Origin of the sequence: Bradyrhizobium sp. Ghvi (assembly GCF_900115265.1) — a bacterium.
Lineage (GTDB): Bacteria > Pseudomonadota > Alphaproteobacteria > Rhizobiales > Xanthobacteraceae > Bradyrhizobium.
Window position 1 is genome coordinate 1,325,602 of record NZ_FOVU01000001.1, and the last position, 15,123, is coordinate 1,340,724.

Annotated in this window: 14 protein-coding genes; 5 read left to right on the forward strand and 9 right to left on the reverse strand. The window is 65.1% G+C overall.

Features of this window, described 5'->3' with window-relative positions:
- Nucleotides 1–7 precede the first annotated feature (7 nt).
- Entirely contained in the window at nucleotides 8–955 is a 948-nt protein-coding gene (ftsY, locus tag BM374_RS06280) for a signal recognition particle-docking protein FtsY (RefSeq protein WP_092289925.1), read from the forward strand.
- Between the two features lie 3 nt (nucleotides 956–958).
- A complete protein-coding gene (locus BM374_RS06285) occupies nucleotides 959–1,561 on the forward strand; it encodes a septation protein A (protein WP_092289927.1) in 603 nt (200 codons plus the stop codon).
- Nucleotides 1,562–1,705: 144 nt separating this feature from the next.
- Here BM374_RS06285 and BM374_RS06290 read toward each other — a convergent pair whose 3' ends face one another.
- The 5 genes from BM374_RS06290 to ccmA form a co-directional block, all read right to left on the reverse strand.
- A complete protein-coding gene (locus BM374_RS06290) occupies nucleotides 1,706–2,299 on the reverse strand; it encodes a DsbE family thiol:disulfide interchange protein (RefSeq protein WP_092289929.1) in 594 nt (197 codons plus the stop codon).
- On the reverse strand, nucleotides 2,296–2,481 hold the full coding sequence (gene ccmD, locus BM374_RS06295; protein WP_092289932.1) for a heme exporter protein CcmD: 186 nt from the start codon (nucleotides 2,479–2,481) through the stop codon (nucleotides 2,296–2,298). The genes BM374_RS06290 and ccmD overlap by 4 nt, the downstream gene beginning before the upstream one ends.
- The gene (locus BM374_RS06300) at nucleotides 2,478–3,263 is read right to left on the reverse strand and encodes a heme ABC transporter permease (RefSeq protein WP_092289934.1); all 786 of its coding nucleotides are present in this window, start codon (nucleotides 3,261–3,263) and stop codon (nucleotides 2,478–2,480) included. Before BM374_RS06300 ends, ccmD begins: the two co-directional genes overlap by 4 nt.
- An 88-nt stretch (nucleotides 3,264–3,351) precedes the next feature.
- A complete protein-coding gene (ccmB, locus tag BM374_RS06305; protein ID WP_092289936.1) occupies nucleotides 3,352–4,020 on the reverse strand; it encodes a heme exporter protein CcmB in 669 nt (222 codons plus the stop codon).
- Between the two features lie 253 nt (nucleotides 4,021–4,273).
- Nucleotides 4,274–4,876, reverse strand: a complete 603-nt coding sequence (gene ccmA / locus BM374_RS06310) for a heme ABC exporter ATP-binding protein CcmA (RefSeq protein ID WP_092290291.1) — start codon at nucleotides 4,874–4,876, stop codon at nucleotides 4,274–4,276.
- Between the two features lie 242 nt (nucleotides 4,877–5,118).
- On the opposite strand from ccmA, the gene acnA reads away from it, so the two are divergent.
- The 3 genes from acnA (at nucleotide 5,119) to BM374_RS06325 (ending at nucleotide 9,767) form a co-directional block, all read left to right on the forward strand.
- Nucleotides 5,119–7,839, forward strand: coding sequence for an aconitate hydratase AcnA (gene acnA / locus BM374_RS06315; RefSeq protein ID WP_092289938.1), 2,721 nt, complete (start codon nucleotides 5,119–5,121; stop codon nucleotides 7,837–7,839).
- 220 nt (nucleotides 7,840–8,059) lie between these two features.
- Nucleotides 8,060–8,836 carry a DUF1223 domain-containing protein gene (locus BM374_RS06320; protein WP_092289940.1) on the forward strand — a complete coding sequence of 259 codons (777 nt, stop codon included), beginning with the start codon at nucleotides 8,060–8,062 and terminating at the stop codon, nucleotides 8,834–8,836.
- 559 nt (nucleotides 8,837–9,395) lie between these two features.
- The gene (locus BM374_RS06325) at nucleotides 9,396–9,767 is read left to right on the forward strand and encodes a DUF2794 domain-containing protein (RefSeq protein ID WP_092289942.1); all 372 of its coding nucleotides are present in this window, start codon (nucleotides 9,396–9,398) and stop codon (nucleotides 9,765–9,767) included.
- Between the two features lie 128 nt (nucleotides 9,768–9,895).
- Here BM374_RS06325 and BM374_RS06330 read toward each other — a convergent pair whose 3' ends face one another.
- The 4 genes from BM374_RS06330 to BM374_RS06345 form a co-directional block, all read right to left on the reverse strand.
- A complete protein-coding gene (locus tag BM374_RS06330; RefSeq protein WP_092289944.1) occupies nucleotides 9,896–10,426 on the reverse strand; it encodes a GNAT family N-acetyltransferase in 531 nt (176 codons plus the stop codon).
- A gap of 277 nt (nucleotides 10,427–10,703) precedes the next feature.
- Entirely contained in the window at nucleotides 10,704–11,495 is a 792-nt protein-coding gene (locus BM374_RS06335; protein WP_092289946.1) for a Bax inhibitor-1/YccA family protein, read from the reverse strand.
- Nucleotides 11,496–11,778: 283 nt separating this feature from the next.
- A complete protein-coding gene (locus BM374_RS06340) occupies nucleotides 11,779–14,349 on the reverse strand; it encodes an ABC transporter permease (protein ID WP_092289948.1) in 2,571 nt (856 codons plus the stop codon).
- Nucleotides 14,346–15,068: an ABC transporter ATP-binding protein gene (locus BM374_RS06345; protein ID WP_092289951.1), complete on the reverse strand. Its 723-nt coding sequence runs from the start codon at nucleotides 15,066–15,068 to the stop codon at nucleotides 14,346–14,348. Before BM374_RS06345 ends, BM374_RS06340 begins: the two co-directional genes overlap by 4 nt.
- Nucleotides 15,069–15,123 lie beyond the last annotated feature (55 nt).

Genomic DNA, 15,123 nt, shown 5'->3' on the forward strand with positions numbered 1-15,123 from the left:
CCCCGCCATGAACGATACCACGTCAGATCCCCCCAAGTTGAGCTGGTGGCGCCGCCTGTCCAACGGGCTGAAGCGGACCTCGTCCTCACTGGGAACCGCGGTCGCCGACCTCGTCACCAAGCGCAAGCTCGACCGCGCCATGCTCGACGACATCGAGGACGTGCTGCTGCGCGCCGACCTCGGCACATCAGTCGCGGTGCGGATCGCGGATGCGGTCGGCACGGGACGTTATGACAAGGCGATCTCTGCCGACGAGGTCAAGGACGTGGTTGCGACCGAGGTCGAGAAGGTGCTGGCGCCGGTGGCGAAGCCCCTCGAGATCGATACGGCCAGGAAGCCGTTCGTGATCCTCGTGGTCGGCGTCAACGGCTCCGGCAAGACCACCACGATCGGCAAGCTGTCGCAGAAATTCGCCTCCGAAGGCCGCAAGGTGATGCTCGCCGCCGGCGACACGTTTCGCGCCGCCGCCATCGAGCAGCTCAAGGTCTGGGGCGAGCGGACGAAGACGCCGGTCATCGCAGGCGCGCAGGGCTCGGACTCGGCGAGCCTCGCCTTCAACGCGCTGACGGCTGCCAAAGAGCAGAACATCGATGTGCTTCTGATCGACACCGCCGGCCGTTTGCAGAACAAGGCCGAGCTGATGAACGAGCTCGAGAAAGTCGTGCGCGTCATCCGCAAGGTGGACGCAACGGCGCCGCATGCGGTGCTGCTCGTATTGGACGCCACCGTCGGCCAGAACGCGCTGTCGCAGGTCGAGGCCTTTCATCGCACCGCTGGGGTCACAGGCCTGGTGATGACCAAGCTCGACGGCACCGCGCGCGGCGGCATTCTGGTGGCGCTCGCGGAGAAATTCAAACTGCCAGTGCATTTCATCGGTGTCGGTGAAGGCGTCGACGATCTTGCGCCGTTCACGGCGCGCGATTTTGCCCGCGCGATTGCCGGAATCGAAAGCTAGAGAATGGACAAGACCCAGCCGCATCCGCTGTTCAAGCTTGCGACCGAGCTCGGTCCGCTGCTCGTGTTCTTCTTCGTCAATGCGAAGTTCAACCTGTTCGCCGCGACCGGTGCCTTCATGGTGGCGATCGTGGCGGCGATGATCGCCTCCTATGTAGTGACGCGTCACATCCCGATCATGGCGATCGTGACAGGCGTGATCGTGCTGGTGTTCGGCACGCTGACACTGGTGCTGCACGACGAGACCTTCATCAAGGTCAAGCCGACCATCATCTACGGCCTGTTCGCCGCGATCCTCGGCGGCGGCCTGTTGTTCGGCCGCTCCTTCATCGCCGTGATGTTCGACCAGATGTTCAACCTGACCCCGCAGGGCTGGCGCATCCTCACGCTGCGCTGGGCGCTGTTCTTCGCCGGCATGGCGGTGCTGAACGAGATCGTCTGGCGCACCCAGAGCACGGACTTCTGGGTGAACTTCAAGGTGTTCGGCGTCACGCCGCTGACCATGCTCTTCGCCATCGCCCAGATGCCGCTGACCAAGCGCTACGGGGTCGAGCCGGTCTCGCTGGAGACCAGCGAGGCCGAGGCGGGGGATATCAGGAAGGGCTGAGCGCGGTCTCGTGTCCCGGACGCGCGAAGCGCGAGCCGGCATCCAGACTCTCTCCAAGCGCGCGGTCGCGGTGACATGGGCCCCGGCTCTGCAGCGCACCGCTGAAGAGGCGCTGCGCTGCGTCCGGGGCACGCGAGATCAGGGTCAGCTCCCCGCCTTCAACGCCTTCTCCATCTGCGGCAGCAGCACCGCCCGGTAATTCTCAGGCGTGATCGGGCCGACCAGCTTGTAGACGATGGTGCCTTCGCGGCCGACGATGAAAGTCTCCGGCACGCCATAGACACCCCATTCGATCGAGGCGCGGCCGTTGGCGTCAGCGCCGACGCGGCCGAACGGGTTGCCGTAGCGGCCGAGGAAGCGCCGCGCGTTGTCAGGCGCATCCTTGTAGTTGATGCCGACGAGTTGGAAGCGTTTGTCCTTGGCGAGCTCCGTCAGCAGCGGCGCCTCGTCATGGCACGGCACGCACCAGGAGGCCCAGACATTGACGAGGCTGACCTTGCCCTTGAACGCGGAGGGATCGAGCCCCGGCACTTGCGTGCTGTCGGCCTGCAGTCCCTCGAGCGGCGGCAGCGTGATTTGTGGAGCGGGCTTTCCGATCAACGCGGAGGGAATCCGCGAGTGATCGCCCCCGCCGAGCCCGAACCAGAACAGCACGGCAAGTCCGAGAAAGGCGAGCAGCGGCAGCACCATCAGGAAGGTGCGGCGCTGCGGCGGTGCGGAGGTCGATTGATCCGTCATGGCGTGCCCGTCGCGCTGCGACCGGAGCGGCGGCTGATGCCGCTGCGCTCGAGCTCGCGCAGACGTTCCGTCTGGTTACGATGATCGAGCACGATCCAACCGATCAGGAGCACGACCACGACGGCTGCGGCGACGTAGGAGGTCACGATGAAGGGCGCGTAAGGACCGAGCGACATCATCATGCAGCTCCTGTCGATGCGTTTTCCTGGCGCGAACCGGTACTCACGTCGCCGGAAAACGCGACGCGGCTCGCCTGCATCATCTGCAGGGAGCGCACGCGTCGGCGCAAAATCTCGTTGCGCATGGCGGCGAGATGAAGCGTGACGAACAGCAGCGTGAATGCGACCGCCATCACCAGCAGCGGAATCAGGAACGATTTGTCGAGCGTGGAGCCGCCCATGCGCATCACCGAGGCCGGCTGGTGCAGCGTGTTCCACCAGTCGACCGAGAATTTGATGATGGGAAGATTGAGTGCCCCGACCAGCGTCAGCACCGCCGCGGCGCGCGCCGCGCGGGAGGGATCTTCGACCGCCCGCCACAGCGCCATCAGGCCGAGATACATCAGGAACAGGATCAGCACCGAGGTCAGCCGCGCGTCCCATTCCCAATAGGTGCCCCACATCGGCCGGCCCCACAGCGAGCCCGTGAGCAGCGCAAGGAAGGTGAAGGCAGCGCCGATCGGGGCTGCGGCCTTGGCTGCGACGTCGGCGAGCGGATGCCGCCACACCAGCGTGCCGAGCGAGGCGATGCTCATCACGCCCCAGACGAACATCGACAGCCACGCATTGGGCACGTGGATGAACATGATCTTCACGGTCGCGCCCTGCTGATAATCGTCGGGCGCGAGAGCGGATAGATAGAGGCCGATCGCAAACAGGATGGCGGTCGCGGCCGCAAGCCACGGCAACACCCGCGCCGAGAGCGCGAGGAACCTGGTGGGGTTGGCGAGGTCGATCAGCGACATGGTATCGTGATAATCACCGGGGGCTGCTCACGCAATCAGCATGAAAGCGCGCAGCGAAAGTTGATCGGGGTCAAGGCATCAGCCCATTTCAGTCCAGTCCATGTTTCAGGCTCGCGGCCGCCGCGAAGGGGCCGATCACGAGACTGACCAGCGACAGCGCGCACAGGATCGAGAACGGCGCGCCGAACGTCATGGGACCGACGATCGCGGCCTGCGAGGCAGCGACGCCGAAGATCAGCACCGGGATCGACAGCGGCAGCACCAGCACCGCCATCAGCAACCCGCCGCGATGCAGGGTCACCGCCAGCGCAGCGCCGATCATGCCGGTGAAGGTCAGCGCCGGCGTGCCGGCGAGCAGCGTCAGCGCGACCGCCCCGGTTGCGACCATGTCGAGGTTGAGCAGGAGACCCAGCACGGGGGTTGCGACGATCAGCGGCAGGCCCGCGGCCAGCCAATGCGCCAGCGCCTTGGCGGCACAGGCGAGTTCCAGCGGCGTCCGGCTCATGGTGATGAGGTCGAGCGAGCCGTCCTCGTGGTCGGACATGAACAGCCGGTCCAGCGTCAGCAGGCTCGCCAGCAGCGCGCCGAGCCACAGGATGGCAGGCCCTAGCCGCGACAGCAGCGCAAGGTCTGGCCCGACCGCGAACGGCATCAGCACGACGACGGTCAGGAAGAACAGCACCCCGATCAGCGCCCCGCCGCCAACGCGGAGCGCGATCTTGATGTCCCGGCGGATGAGAGCGGAGAGGGGGGTCATGGGGTGGCCTCGGCGCTGAGGTGGTCATGAGAGCCGAGCTCGCGCCCCGGGCACACTGCGCTCCCTCCCCCCTTGTGGGGGAGGGCGGGGGAGAGGGGTAGCCCAGGAAATGGTGCGCTTGGAGGTAGAGAAGAACTTCGGTCGATTGAGAGCGTCCCCGTGTGGCACCCCCCTCCCTGACCCTCCCCCGCAAGGGGGGAGGGAACGGAGAGAGCGGCGCCTGGCCGCTTGGAAAGCTGAGGGTCGGCCAGACTCATGCCATCTCCCCGATCCTTAGCTCCCGCGTTTCAACCCCCAGCGGCCCATGAGTCGCCGCGATGATCATCCCGCCGCGCGCCAGATGCTGCTGCATCAGGCTGCCAAACATGTCCTGGCCGGCGACGTCAAGCGCGTTGGTCGGCTCGTCCAGCAGCCAGACCGGCCGCCGGACCGTCAGCAGCCGGGCCAGCGACAGCCGGCGGCGCTGGCCCGCTGAGAGGAAGCCCGCGGGCAGATGGGTGGCATGGTCGAGCCCGACCGTGGCGAGGCTCTCGGCCGCATCAGCGCGCTCGCCGCCGAGGAAATCCGCCCAGAACGACAGGTTTTCGGCAACGGTGAGGGCCGGTTTCAGGGCGTCGCGATGACCGAGATAGTGACACTGTTCCGGCAACGTCATCTCGGGGTTGCCACCCTCCAATACGATCGTGCCGCCGGCCGGAACGAGCAGGCCCGCGATCAGTCGCAGCAGCGAGGTCTTGCCCGATCCGTTGCGGCCGACGACGGCCACGACTTCGCCGGAGGTCGCCTCGAAATCGAGCCGGGAAAACACCTCGCGGCCGCCCCGCACGCAGCCGACCCCGCGTCCGGAAAGCTGCAGCTTGCCTTGCATCATCAAGCTCAAAGCCAGGCCTCAGGAAAACTTGGGGTAGCGCATGGGAATTTTTGGCTGGCGAATTGCTGCGGCACGATTGTGGCTGTGGCGGCGCGGTTAGAAAGCTTCTATAAGCCCGGAACTACTTGATGCAGCAACTCAACCTGCCCCTGCAAGCGGCCCAGCCTGATACGCTGACGGTGTTACAATACCCTCTGCCGGGTATGTCTAACAATTGGGATTCCTACATGACCTCGCTCGACAGCTTCAAATGCAAAAAGACCCTCAAGGTCGGCGCCAAGACCTATGTCTATTACAGCCTGCCCACGGCCGAGAAGAATGGTCTGAAGGGAATTTCGAAACTCCCCTATTCGATGAAGGTCCTGCTCGAGAACCTGCTCCGCAACGAAGACGGCCGCTCGGTCAAGAAGGAAGACATCGTCGCGGTGTCGAAGTGGCTGCGCAAGAAGTCGCTGGAGCATGAGATCGCGTTCCGCCCGGCGCGCGTGCTGATGCAGGACTTCACCGGCGTGCCCGCGGTGGTCGATCTCGCCGCGATGCGCAACGCGATGCAGAAGCTCGGCGGCGATGCCGAGAAGATCAACCCGCTGGTCCCCGTCGACCTCGTCATCGACCACTCCGTGATCGTGAACTTCTTCGGCGACAACAAGGCCTTCGCCAAGAACGTCACTGAAGAGTACAAGCAGAACCAGGAGCGCTACGAGTTCCTGAAGTGGGGCCAGAAGGCGTTCTCGAACTTCTCCGTCGTGCCGCCCGGCACCGGCATCTGCCACCAGGTCAATCTCGAATATCTCTCCCAGACCGTCTGGACCAAGAAGGAGAAGATGACGGTCGGCAAGAAGACCGGCACCTTCGAGGTCGCCTATCCCGACTCGCTCGTCGGCACCGACTCCCACACCACCATGGTCAACGGTCTCGCGGTGCTCGGCTGGGGCGTCGGCGGCATCGAGGCGGAAGCCTGCATGCTCGGCCAGCCGCTGTCGATGTTGCTGCCCAACGTCGTCGGCTTCAAGCTGAAGGGCGCAATGAAGGAAGGCGTCACCGCCACCGATCTCGTGCTCACCGTCACGCAGATGCTGCGCAAGCTCGGCGTGGTCGGCAAGTTCGTCGAGTTCTTCGGCCCCGGCCTCGACAATCTCTCCGTCGCCGACAAGGCCACGATCGCCAACATGGCGCCCGAATACGGCGCAACCTGCGGCTTCTTCCCCGTCGACGCCGCTGCGATCGACTATCTCAAGACCTCCGGCCGCGCGGCGCCGCGCGTTGCGCTGGTGCAGGCCTATGCCAAGGCGCAGGGCCTGTTCCGGACCGCCAAGTCGGCTGATCCCGTGTTCACGGAAACGCTGACGCTCGACCTCGCCGACGTCGTGCCGTCGATGGCCGGTCCGAAGCGTCCCGAAGGCCGCATCGCGCTGCCGTCGGTCGCCGAAGGTTTTTCGCTCGCGCTCGGCAGCGAGTACAAGAAGGCCGAAGAGCCCAGCAAGCGCTTCCCGGTTGAAGGCAAGGACTATGAGATCGGTCATGGCGACGTCGTCATTGCCGCCATCACCTCCTGCACCAATACCTCGAACCCGAGCGTGCTGATCGGCGCCGGCCTCTTGGCACGTAACGCCGCCGCGAAGGGCCTCAAGGCCAAGCCGTGGGTGAAGACCTCGCTGGCTCCGGGCAGCCAGGTCGTCGCGGGCTATCTCGCCGATTCCGGTCTCCAGAAGGAACTCGACAAGGTCGGTTTCAACCTGGTCGGCTTCGGCTGCACCACCTGCATCGGCAATTCCGGTCCGCTGCCCGAGGAGATATCGAAGTCGATCAACGACAACGGCATTGTTGCCGCCGCCGTGCTGTCGGGTAACCGCAACTTCGAAGGCCGCGTCTCGCCGGACGTGCAGGCGAACTATCTGGCCTCGCCGCCGCTGGTCGTCGCGCACGCGCTCGCCGGCAGCGTCACCAAGAATCTCGCCGTCGAGCCGCTCGGCGAAGGCAAGGACGGCAAGCCGGTGTACCTCAAGGACATCTGGCCGACGACGAAAGAGATCAATGCCTTCATGAAGAAGTTCGTGACCGCGTCGATCTTCAAGAAGAAGTATGCCGACGTGTTCAAGGGCGACACCAACTGGCGCAAGATCAAGACAGTCGAGAGCGAGACCTACCGCTGGAACATGTCTTCGACCTATGTGCAGAACCCGCCCTATTTCGAAGGCATGAAGAAGGAGCCGGAGCCGGTCACCGACATCGTCGAGGCGCGCATCCTCGCCATGTTCGGCGACAAGATCACCACCGACCACATCTCGCCGGCCGGTTCGATCAAGCTCACCTCGCCCGCCGGCAAATATCTCAGCGAGCACCAGGTGCGTCCGGCCGACTTCAACCAGTACGGCACGCGTCGCGGCAACCACGAAGTGATGATGCGCGGCACCTTCGCCAACATCCGCATCAAGAACTTCATGCTGAAGGGTGCTGACGGCAACATTCCGGAAGGCGGCCTCACCAAGCATTGGCCCGACGGTGAGCAGATGTCGATCTACGACGCTGCGATGAAGTATCAGCAGGAGCAGGTGCCGCTGGTGGTGTTCGCCGGCGCCGAATACGGCAACGGCTCCTCGCGCGACTGGGCCGCGAAGGGCACCCGTCTGCTCGGCGTGCGCGCCGTGATCTGCCAGAGCTTCGAGCGCATCCATCGCTCCAACCTGGTCGGTATGGGCGTGCTGCCGCTGACCTTCGAGGAAGGCACCTCCTGGTCGTCGCTCGGCCTGAAGGGCGACGAGAAGGTCACGCTGCGTGGTCTGGTCGGCGATCTGAAGCCGCGCCAGAAGCTGACCGCGGAGATCGTGTCCGCCGACGGTTCGTTGCAGCGCGTTTCGCTGCTTTGCCGCATCGATACGCTGGACGAGCTGGATTACTACCGGAACGGCGGCATTCTGCACTACGTGCTGCGCAAGCTCGCGGCCTAAGCGCGAATTTGTGAACGGTGGCTCACCGCGACGTGAGTAGAAGGTTAGACGAAGGCGGCCTATCAAAAGGCCGCCTTCGCGCGTTTGCGGCATGCTTCAGATGGGCCCGTCTGGCGGAAATCCCGCACTGGATGGTTGAACGTGCCGCGCCCCGTAAGACTACGGTGACCATCAGGCGATAAGCTTTCTCCCCAACGAATGACGGTGTGTGACGTTCGATATGACTGGTATGGCTTCTAATCTCGTTACGCGCTGGTCCGGTGCATTCTGGTCGGGAGCGCTCGGTATCTGTGCCATCGTCGCCATCATCCGTCCCGCCCAGGCCGACCCCCGCGCCGTTGTCGAATTGTTTACCTCGCAGGGCTGCTCGTCCTGCCCGCCCGCCGACAAGGTCATCGGCGACCTCGCCAAGGACCCCTCGATCATCGCGCTGAGCATGCCGATCGACTACTGGGATTATCTCGGCTGGAAGGACACGTTGGCGGACTCGCGCTTCACGGCGCGGCAGCGCGCTTATTCGCGGATGCGCGGCGACCGCGAGGTCTATACGCCGCAAGTCGTGGTCAACGGCGCCACGCATGTCATCGGCAGCGACCGTGCCGGCATCGAAAATGCGATCGGCAAGACCGACAAGGGGCTAGGCGTGATGAGCGTCCCCGTTTCGATGTCGCTCGCAGGCAGGCAGATCAACGTATCGGTGGCCGCGAGCAAGGAGCCTGCAGTGTCCCATGGCGAGGTCTGGATCTGCTCGATCGCGAAAGCGGTGCCGATCGAGATCAGCCGCGGCGAAAACCGCGGACAGCAGATCACCTACCACAACGTCGTGCGCAATCTGCTCAAGGTCGGCGACTGGAACGGACATCCGGAAAGCTGGACCGTGCCGCTCGAGAATCTGACGTCGCGCGACGGCGTGGACGGTGCGGTGGTCTACGTCCAGGACGGCAGCCGCGAGAAGCCCGGAGCGATGCTGGGCGCGGCGTACACGTCGCTGCATTGAAGCGAACGCGAGCCCTCTCTGCAAAACCGGTCGCAGTCATTCCGGGGCGCGCCTCTCGGTGCGAACCCGGAATCCATCGATCCACTATCCGAGCTGAGAAATGGATTCCGGGTTCGCGCTTCGCGCGCCCCGGAATGACAGCGGAGAGTGAAACATCCCGCCACAAACAAAAAAGGACCAACTCGCGCTGGCCCTCCTTGTCGTGCGTACAGACCCGATCCTGTTCGACCCCGGGGGGCTGGGGGCTGAGGAATCCGGAACCGAAAGGACCGGGTCAACGCACACAGGTCTTTTCGCAATGCAGGGCGGCAGGCGATGGGCGGAAAAGCGGCGATCCTGTGATTCCTGCTAACGATCCCGTGACGGTTTGCCGCTGCGAAGTTCCACCACTGCGTGTATCATGGCTCGCAACCCCCGGCGAGGAGGCCACGGTCCTCCAGGCCGTTCAGGAGCCCCTTGCGGTGGGGAACAGTTGGCGCAATCATACCATTGTCATGATCCGCGGCTCCGGGGACGGTCTTCGCGGAGGCGGTCATGCGATGCGATGAGGAGGCGCCCCATGAGCTTGACGTCGGAGGATGCCGATCCGAGCGAGCAGCGCGCAGTGGCGCGCCCCGCCGCTGCAAATGCCCAGCCGAACCGTGTGACGTTCAATCGGCTTGAGCTGCACCGAATTCTCAACCTCTATGGCCGCATGGTCGCCGACGGCGAGTGGCGCGATTATGCCATCGACTTCCTGAAGGACCGCGCGGTGTTCTCGGTCTATCGCCGTGCCTCCGAAGTGCCGATCTACCGCATCGAGAAAGATCCGCGGCTCGCCCGCAAGCAGGGCATGTACAGTGTGATTTCGGCGACCGGCCTGATCCTGCGTCGCGGCCACGAGCTCGAGCGCGTGCTGCTGGTGATCGACCGGAAATTGGCGGTGGTCTAACCCGACCAACGGTCGTCATTCCGGGGCGCGCGTAGCGCGAGCCCGGAATCCATTGAACGACACAGACGCTGGATGAATGGATTCCGGGCTCTCGACTTCGTCGCGCCCCGGAATGACAAGCAGGAATCCTACTTCGCCGGCAGCGTCGTCGCGCCCTCGCCGAGATCGCGCTGCATCATCACCGTATCCAGCCAGCGGCCGAATTTCAGGCCGACATTCGGATGCGTGCCGATCATCTTGAAGCCGCCTCTGGTATGCACGCCGATCGAGCCGGCATTGGCGGAATCGCCGATCACTGCGATCATCTGGCGGAAGCCGCGCGCCTCGCATTCCCTTATCAGCCGCTCCAGCAGCAACGACCCGATGCCGCGGCGGTGGAAGCTGGGGTCGAGATAGATCGAGTTCTCGACCGTGAAGCGATAGGCCGGACGGGGCCGATAGGCTCCGGCATAGGCGTAGCCGGCGACGCGGCCGTCGAGGATGGCGACGAAATAGGGGTAGCCCCCGTCGACCAGCGCGCGATAGCGGCGCGTCATTTCGGTGAGGTCGGGCGGCTCCAGCTCGAACGTCGCGGTGCCCTCGCGGACGGCCTGCTGGTAGATCGCGGTGATGGCGGGGAGGTCGGCCTCGAGGGTGGGCCTGATTTCGGGTGCGGACATGGGGGAAGACTAGAGCTTTCCCGGAGCGGCTGGAAGGGGCAACGATGCTTCCACACCCGTCGTTGCGAGCGCAGCCTCCACTTTCTCCGTCGTCATGCCCCGCGAAGGCGGGGCATCCAGTACGCCGCGGCTTCTCGATAAATCACTGACGTCTCGGAGTACTGGATCGCCCGGTCAAGGCCGGGCGACGACAGCGGGCGCGGGGCATGTACGTGGCGCAAACAAAAAACCCCGGCCTTTCGGCCGGGGTTCGTGTCTGTTCCCTCGGGTCTAGCGCCTAATCGCGCTGGCCGAGGAGCTGCAGCAGCAGCGTGAACAGGTTGATGAAGTTCAAGTACAGCGACAGTGCGCCGGTGATGGCCGCGCGCTCTGCGATGTCACCGCCGGCCGAGGCGTAGCCGTAGATGTAGTCGTTCTTCAGCCGCTGGGTGTCCCAGGCGGTGAGGCCTGCGAATACCAGAACGCCGCCCACCGAGACGATGAACTGCAGCGCAGAGCTCGCCAGGAACAGGTTCACCAGGCTCGCGATGATGATGCCGATCAGGCCCATGAACAGGAACGAGCCCATGCCGGTCATGTCACGTCTGGTGGTGTAGCCGTAGAGGCTCAACGCACCGAAGGTCGCCGCGGTGATGAAGAACACCCGCACGATCGAGGTATGCGTGAACACCAGGAAGATCGACGACAGCGAGACACCCATCAGCGCCGAGAACACCCAGAACAGGATCTGGGCGGTGGAGGGTGCCAGGCGGTTGATGCCCGCCGAGATCACGAACACCATCGCGAGCGGCGCGAGCATGAACAGCCACTTCAGGGGGCTGACGAACATCGCATAGCCGAACGGCGTCAGGAAGATCTTGCCGACGCGCACAGCGTCCGCCGTCGGGACGTCGGTCACGGCCGCCATATAGACACCGAGCGCAGCAAGGCCGGTGATGGCCAGGCCAATGCTCATGTAATTGTAAATGCGCAGCATGTAGGCGCGCAGACCGGCATCGACCGTCGCGGCGTCAACACGCCCGGCGGCCCTGCCGAAAGGAGAAGCGTAGTTACGGTTGAGGTCCGACATGGTCGAATTCCCGTTGGTTGGTCCGGTCCGGCATAGGGGTCACCATGCCGCCGGTTCGTCAAATTCTATCTCGGATACCGATGCCCGCCGACATTAATTTTGGCTAACAATCGGGGCTCCGAACCCACTCGATATGTGGGAAACTAACACATCCGCTGCAACCGTCCACGCGCGGCCGAATGTCGCCCTCCGCGCGCCTTCCTGACGACAGCCTGACAAGCAGACGTGGTTAATCGCAGGAATCGTGCGATTCCGGTCCCGCGCCGGCATCCGCTACCTTTTGTCACAAATTCCGCAACACTGTGGCGGGCTTTTTGTTCAACGCCAGCAGCGTGCCGGCGAGTCCCAGTCCGACGGTGACGACCAGGGCGGCCGCCACCACGCCGGCGGCGCTTGCACCCTGCCAGACGAAGCTCAGCGTCATCAGCCGCGTCACGATCATCCAGGCTGCGATGCTGCCGGCGATCACGCCGAAGACGGCGGTGGCAAGTCCGATCAGGAGATATTCGAGCGCATAGGCGCCGAGCAGCCGCAGCCGCGTCGCGCCGAGCGTCTTCAGGATCACCGCGTCATAGACCCGGTGGCGATGGCCGGCGGCGAGCGCCCCGCCGAGGACAAGGATCGCCGAGATCAGGGTCACGGCGCTGGCGCCGCGGATGGCGAGTGCGAGGTTGGTCACGACCGAGCCGACCGTCTCCATCACCTCGCGCACGCGCACGCTCGTCACCATCGGATAGGCGTCGGCCACCTGCCTGATGATCTGTCCGTCGCTCGCAGCATCGCCGCCGGTCTCGGTCAGCGTCGCAATGTGGGTGTGCGGCGCGCCCTTGAAGGCGTTGGGCGAGAACACCAGCACGAAATTGATGCCGAGCCCCTGCCAGTCGATGGTGCGCAGATTGCCGATTTTCGCCGGGATGTCGCGGCCGAGCACGTTGACCACGACTTCGTCGCCGAGCTTGAGGCCAAGGCCGTCGGCGATCTTCTTCTCCATCGAGACCAGCGGCGGACCGGAATAGTCGGCGCTCCACCATTCGCCCTCGACCACCTTGGAGCCTTTCGGCACCTCGCCGGTGTAGGTGAGGCCGCGGTCGCTCTGAAGCACCCATTCGGAATCGGTCGACGGTTTGAGGTCCTCGGCGCGCACGCCACGGGCGGCGACGATACGCCCGCGCAGCATCGGCACGTCCTCGACCTTCGCGCCAGGGGCGACCTGGCGCAGGTAATCGTCGAACGCTGCGGCCTGCGTGCTCGGAATATCGATGAAGTAGAAGGAGGGAGCGCGATCGGGCAGCGCGGCGAGGAACTGCCGGCGCAGATTGCCGTCGATCTGGGTGATGGTGACGAGCACCGCGAGGCCGAGCCCCAGTGAGAGCACGACCGAGGGCGTCAGCGCGCCCGGCCGGTGGATGTTGGCGATCGCCAGCCGCAGCATGGTGAAGCGGCTGCGCGGCAGCCGCCGCGCGATCGCCATCAGCACGGCGGCGACACCGCGCAGCACCGCGAATACGACGACGGAGGAGACCACGAACACCGCCGCGATGCGCTTGTCGAAGGACAACCCGATCACGACCGCGACGAGCAGGGCCACGACGACGCCCATGAAGACGAGATAACTCGCGCGCGGCCGGTGCCATTCGGCCGCGACGGTGTCGCGGAACAGCGCGGCGACCGGCACGTCGTGCACGCGTCCGAGCGGCCACAGGCCGAAGGCCAGCGCGGTCAGCAGGCCATAGACGAAGGAGAGCGCGAGCTCGCCCTCATGCACCGCCGGCACCACCGGCAGCGGCAGCAGCTTGCCGAACAGGCCGACGATCGCAAACGGCATCGCTGCGCCGAGCGCCAGCCCGATCACCGAGCCGATCGCGGCCAGCAGGATCACCTGCGCGAGATAAATACGGAACACGTCGCGACCGGTAGCGCCGACGGCCTTGAACGCCGCGATCACTTCGAGCCGGCGGTCGATATGGCTCTTCACCGCGTTGGCGACACCGACGCCGCCGACCAACAGCGCTGCAAGGCCGACCAGGGTCAGGAATTGGGTGAAGCGGCCGATATTTCGTTCGAGCTGCGGCGAGGCGTTGGAGCGGCTGCGTACCTCCCAGCCGGCCTGCGGCGCCGCGTTGCGGGCATCAGCGATGAAGGCGTCGCTGGCGCGATCGCTGTTGGCGGTGTCAGGCAGCTTCACGCGGTAGACCCAGCGCACCAGGCTGCCGGGCTGGATCAGCCCGGTGGCACGCAAGGCCGCCTGGCTGATCAAAAAGCGCGGACCAAAGCCGATGCCGCCGGCGAGTTTGTCGGGCTCGGCCTCGACGCTCGCGCGGATCTGGAAGGTCGCAGAGCCGATGGTGACGCGGTCGCCGATCTTGAGTGACAGCCGCGCCAGCAGCGCCGGATCGGCAGCCGCGCCAAACGCACCGTCGCGCTCCGCGAGCACGTCGCTCAGCGGCAGCTGTGGCGCCAATGTCAGCTGCCCGAGCATCGGATAGGTGTCATCGACCGCCTTCATCTCGACCAGTGCCAGCTTGCCCTCGGCCGAGCGCGCCATGCCGCGCAGAGTGGCCGCCGTCGAGACGGTCCCGCGCGAGCGCAGGAACGCAACCTCTTCCGGTTTCGCCTCGCGCTGGAACAGCACGAAGGAGACGTCGCCGCCGAGCAGCGTGCGTCCCTCGCGCGCGAGACCATCGGAGAGGCTCGCCGACACCGAACCGACGCCGGCGATTGCCATCACGCCGAGCGCGATGCAGGCGATGAAGACGTAGAAGCCGCGCAGGCCTCCGCGCAATTCGCGCAAGGCATAGCGCAGCGACAGCGCGACGCCGTTCGGCTTCGCCAACGGTTCGACGGCGACGCTCATGCGTTGGTCGTCTGCGTGTCGATGCGGCCTGAGCGCAGGCGGATCACGCGATCGCAGCGATGCGCGAGCGAGGAATCGTGCGTGACCAGAACCAGCGTCATGCCGCGCTCGGCGTGCTTAGTGAACAAGAGATCGATGATCTGCTTGCCAGTGGTCTCATCGAGATTGCCGGTCGGCTCGTCGGCGACGAGAATGGCGGGATCGGGCGCCAGTGCCCGCGCGAGCGCGACGCGCTGCTGTTCGCCGCCGGAGAGCTGCGTCGGATAATGATGCAGGCGATCACCCAACCCGACCGATTGCAGCTCCTCGGCTGCGCGCTTGCCGGCGTCGGGATTGCCGGCGAGCTCGAGCGGCACTGCGACGTTCTCCAGCGCGGTCATGGTCGGGATCAGATGGAAGGATTGGAAGACGATGCCGATCTGGCGGCCGCGAAAGCGCGCCAGCGCATCCTCGTCGAGGGCATTGAAACGGGTGCCTGACACCACCACCTCTCCGCTATCAGGACGCTCCAGCCCCGCCATCACCATCAGCAGCGTGGATTTGCCCGAGCCTGACGGGCCGATCAGGCCGATCGTCTCCCCCGAGCCGACGCGCAGGCTGATATCCTTGAGGATGTGAACGCGTGCCGCTCCCGTACCCAATGAGAGATTGACGTCGGAGATGGCGATGGTGTCCGGCACGGTGCCGGCGAGCGAAGAGGATTCGATGCGACTGTCCATGGTCCGGTCATATGGCAAGTCCGCACGCGCGGTCGAGGGGCGTTACGGATTGTTC

Bases quoted from the DNA above. Each gene is read 5' to 3' on its own strand.
- BM374_RS06285 (WP_092289927.1), top strand. From the start codon at position 959: ATGGACAAGACCCAGCCGCATCCGCTGTTCAAGCTTGCGACCGAGCTC.
- BM374_RS06335 (WP_092289946.1), bottom strand. From the start codon at position 11,495: ATGTCGGACCTCAACCGTAACTACGCTTCTCCTTTCGGCAGGGCCGCC.
- ccmB (WP_092289936.1), bottom strand. From the start codon at position 4,020: ATGACCCCCCTCTCCGCTCTCATCCGCCGGGACATCAAGATCGCGCTC.
- BM374_RS06325 (WP_092289942.1), top strand. From the start codon at position 9,396: ATGAGCTTGACGTCGGAGGATGCCGATCCGAGCGAGCAGCGCGCAGTG.
- BM374_RS06345 (WP_092289951.1), bottom strand. From the start codon at position 15,068: ATGGACAGTCGCATCGAATCCTCTTCGCTCGCCGGCACCGTGCCGGAC.
- acnA (WP_092289938.1), top strand. From the start codon at position 5,119: ATGACCTCGCTCGACAGCTTCAAATGCAAAAAGACCCTCAAGGTCGGC.
- BM374_RS06340 (WP_092289948.1), bottom strand. From the start codon at position 14,349: ATGAGCGTCGCCGTCGAACCGTTGGCGAAGCCGAACGGCGTCGCGCTG.
- BM374_RS06320 (WP_092289940.1), top strand. From the start codon at position 8,060: ATGACTGGTATGGCTTCTAATCTCGTTACGCGCTGGTCCGGTGCATTC.
- ftsY (WP_092289925.1), top strand. From the start codon at position 8: ATGAACGATACCACGTCAGATCCCCCCAAGTTGAGCTGGTGGCGCCGC.
- ccmD (WP_092289932.1), bottom strand. From the start codon at position 2,481: ATGATGATGTCGCTCGGTCCTTACGCGCCCTTCATCGTGACCTCCTAC.
- BM374_RS06330 (WP_092289944.1), bottom strand. From the start codon at position 10,426: ATGTCCGCACCCGAAATCAGGCCCACCCTCGAGGCCGACCTCCCCGCC.
- BM374_RS06290 (WP_092289929.1), bottom strand. From the start codon at position 2,299: ATGACGGATCAATCGACCTCCGCACCGCCGCAGCGCCGCACCTTCCTG.
- BM374_RS06300 (WP_092289934.1), bottom strand. From the start codon at position 3,263: ATGTCGCTGATCGACCTCGCCAACCCCACCAGGTTCCTCGCGCTCTCG.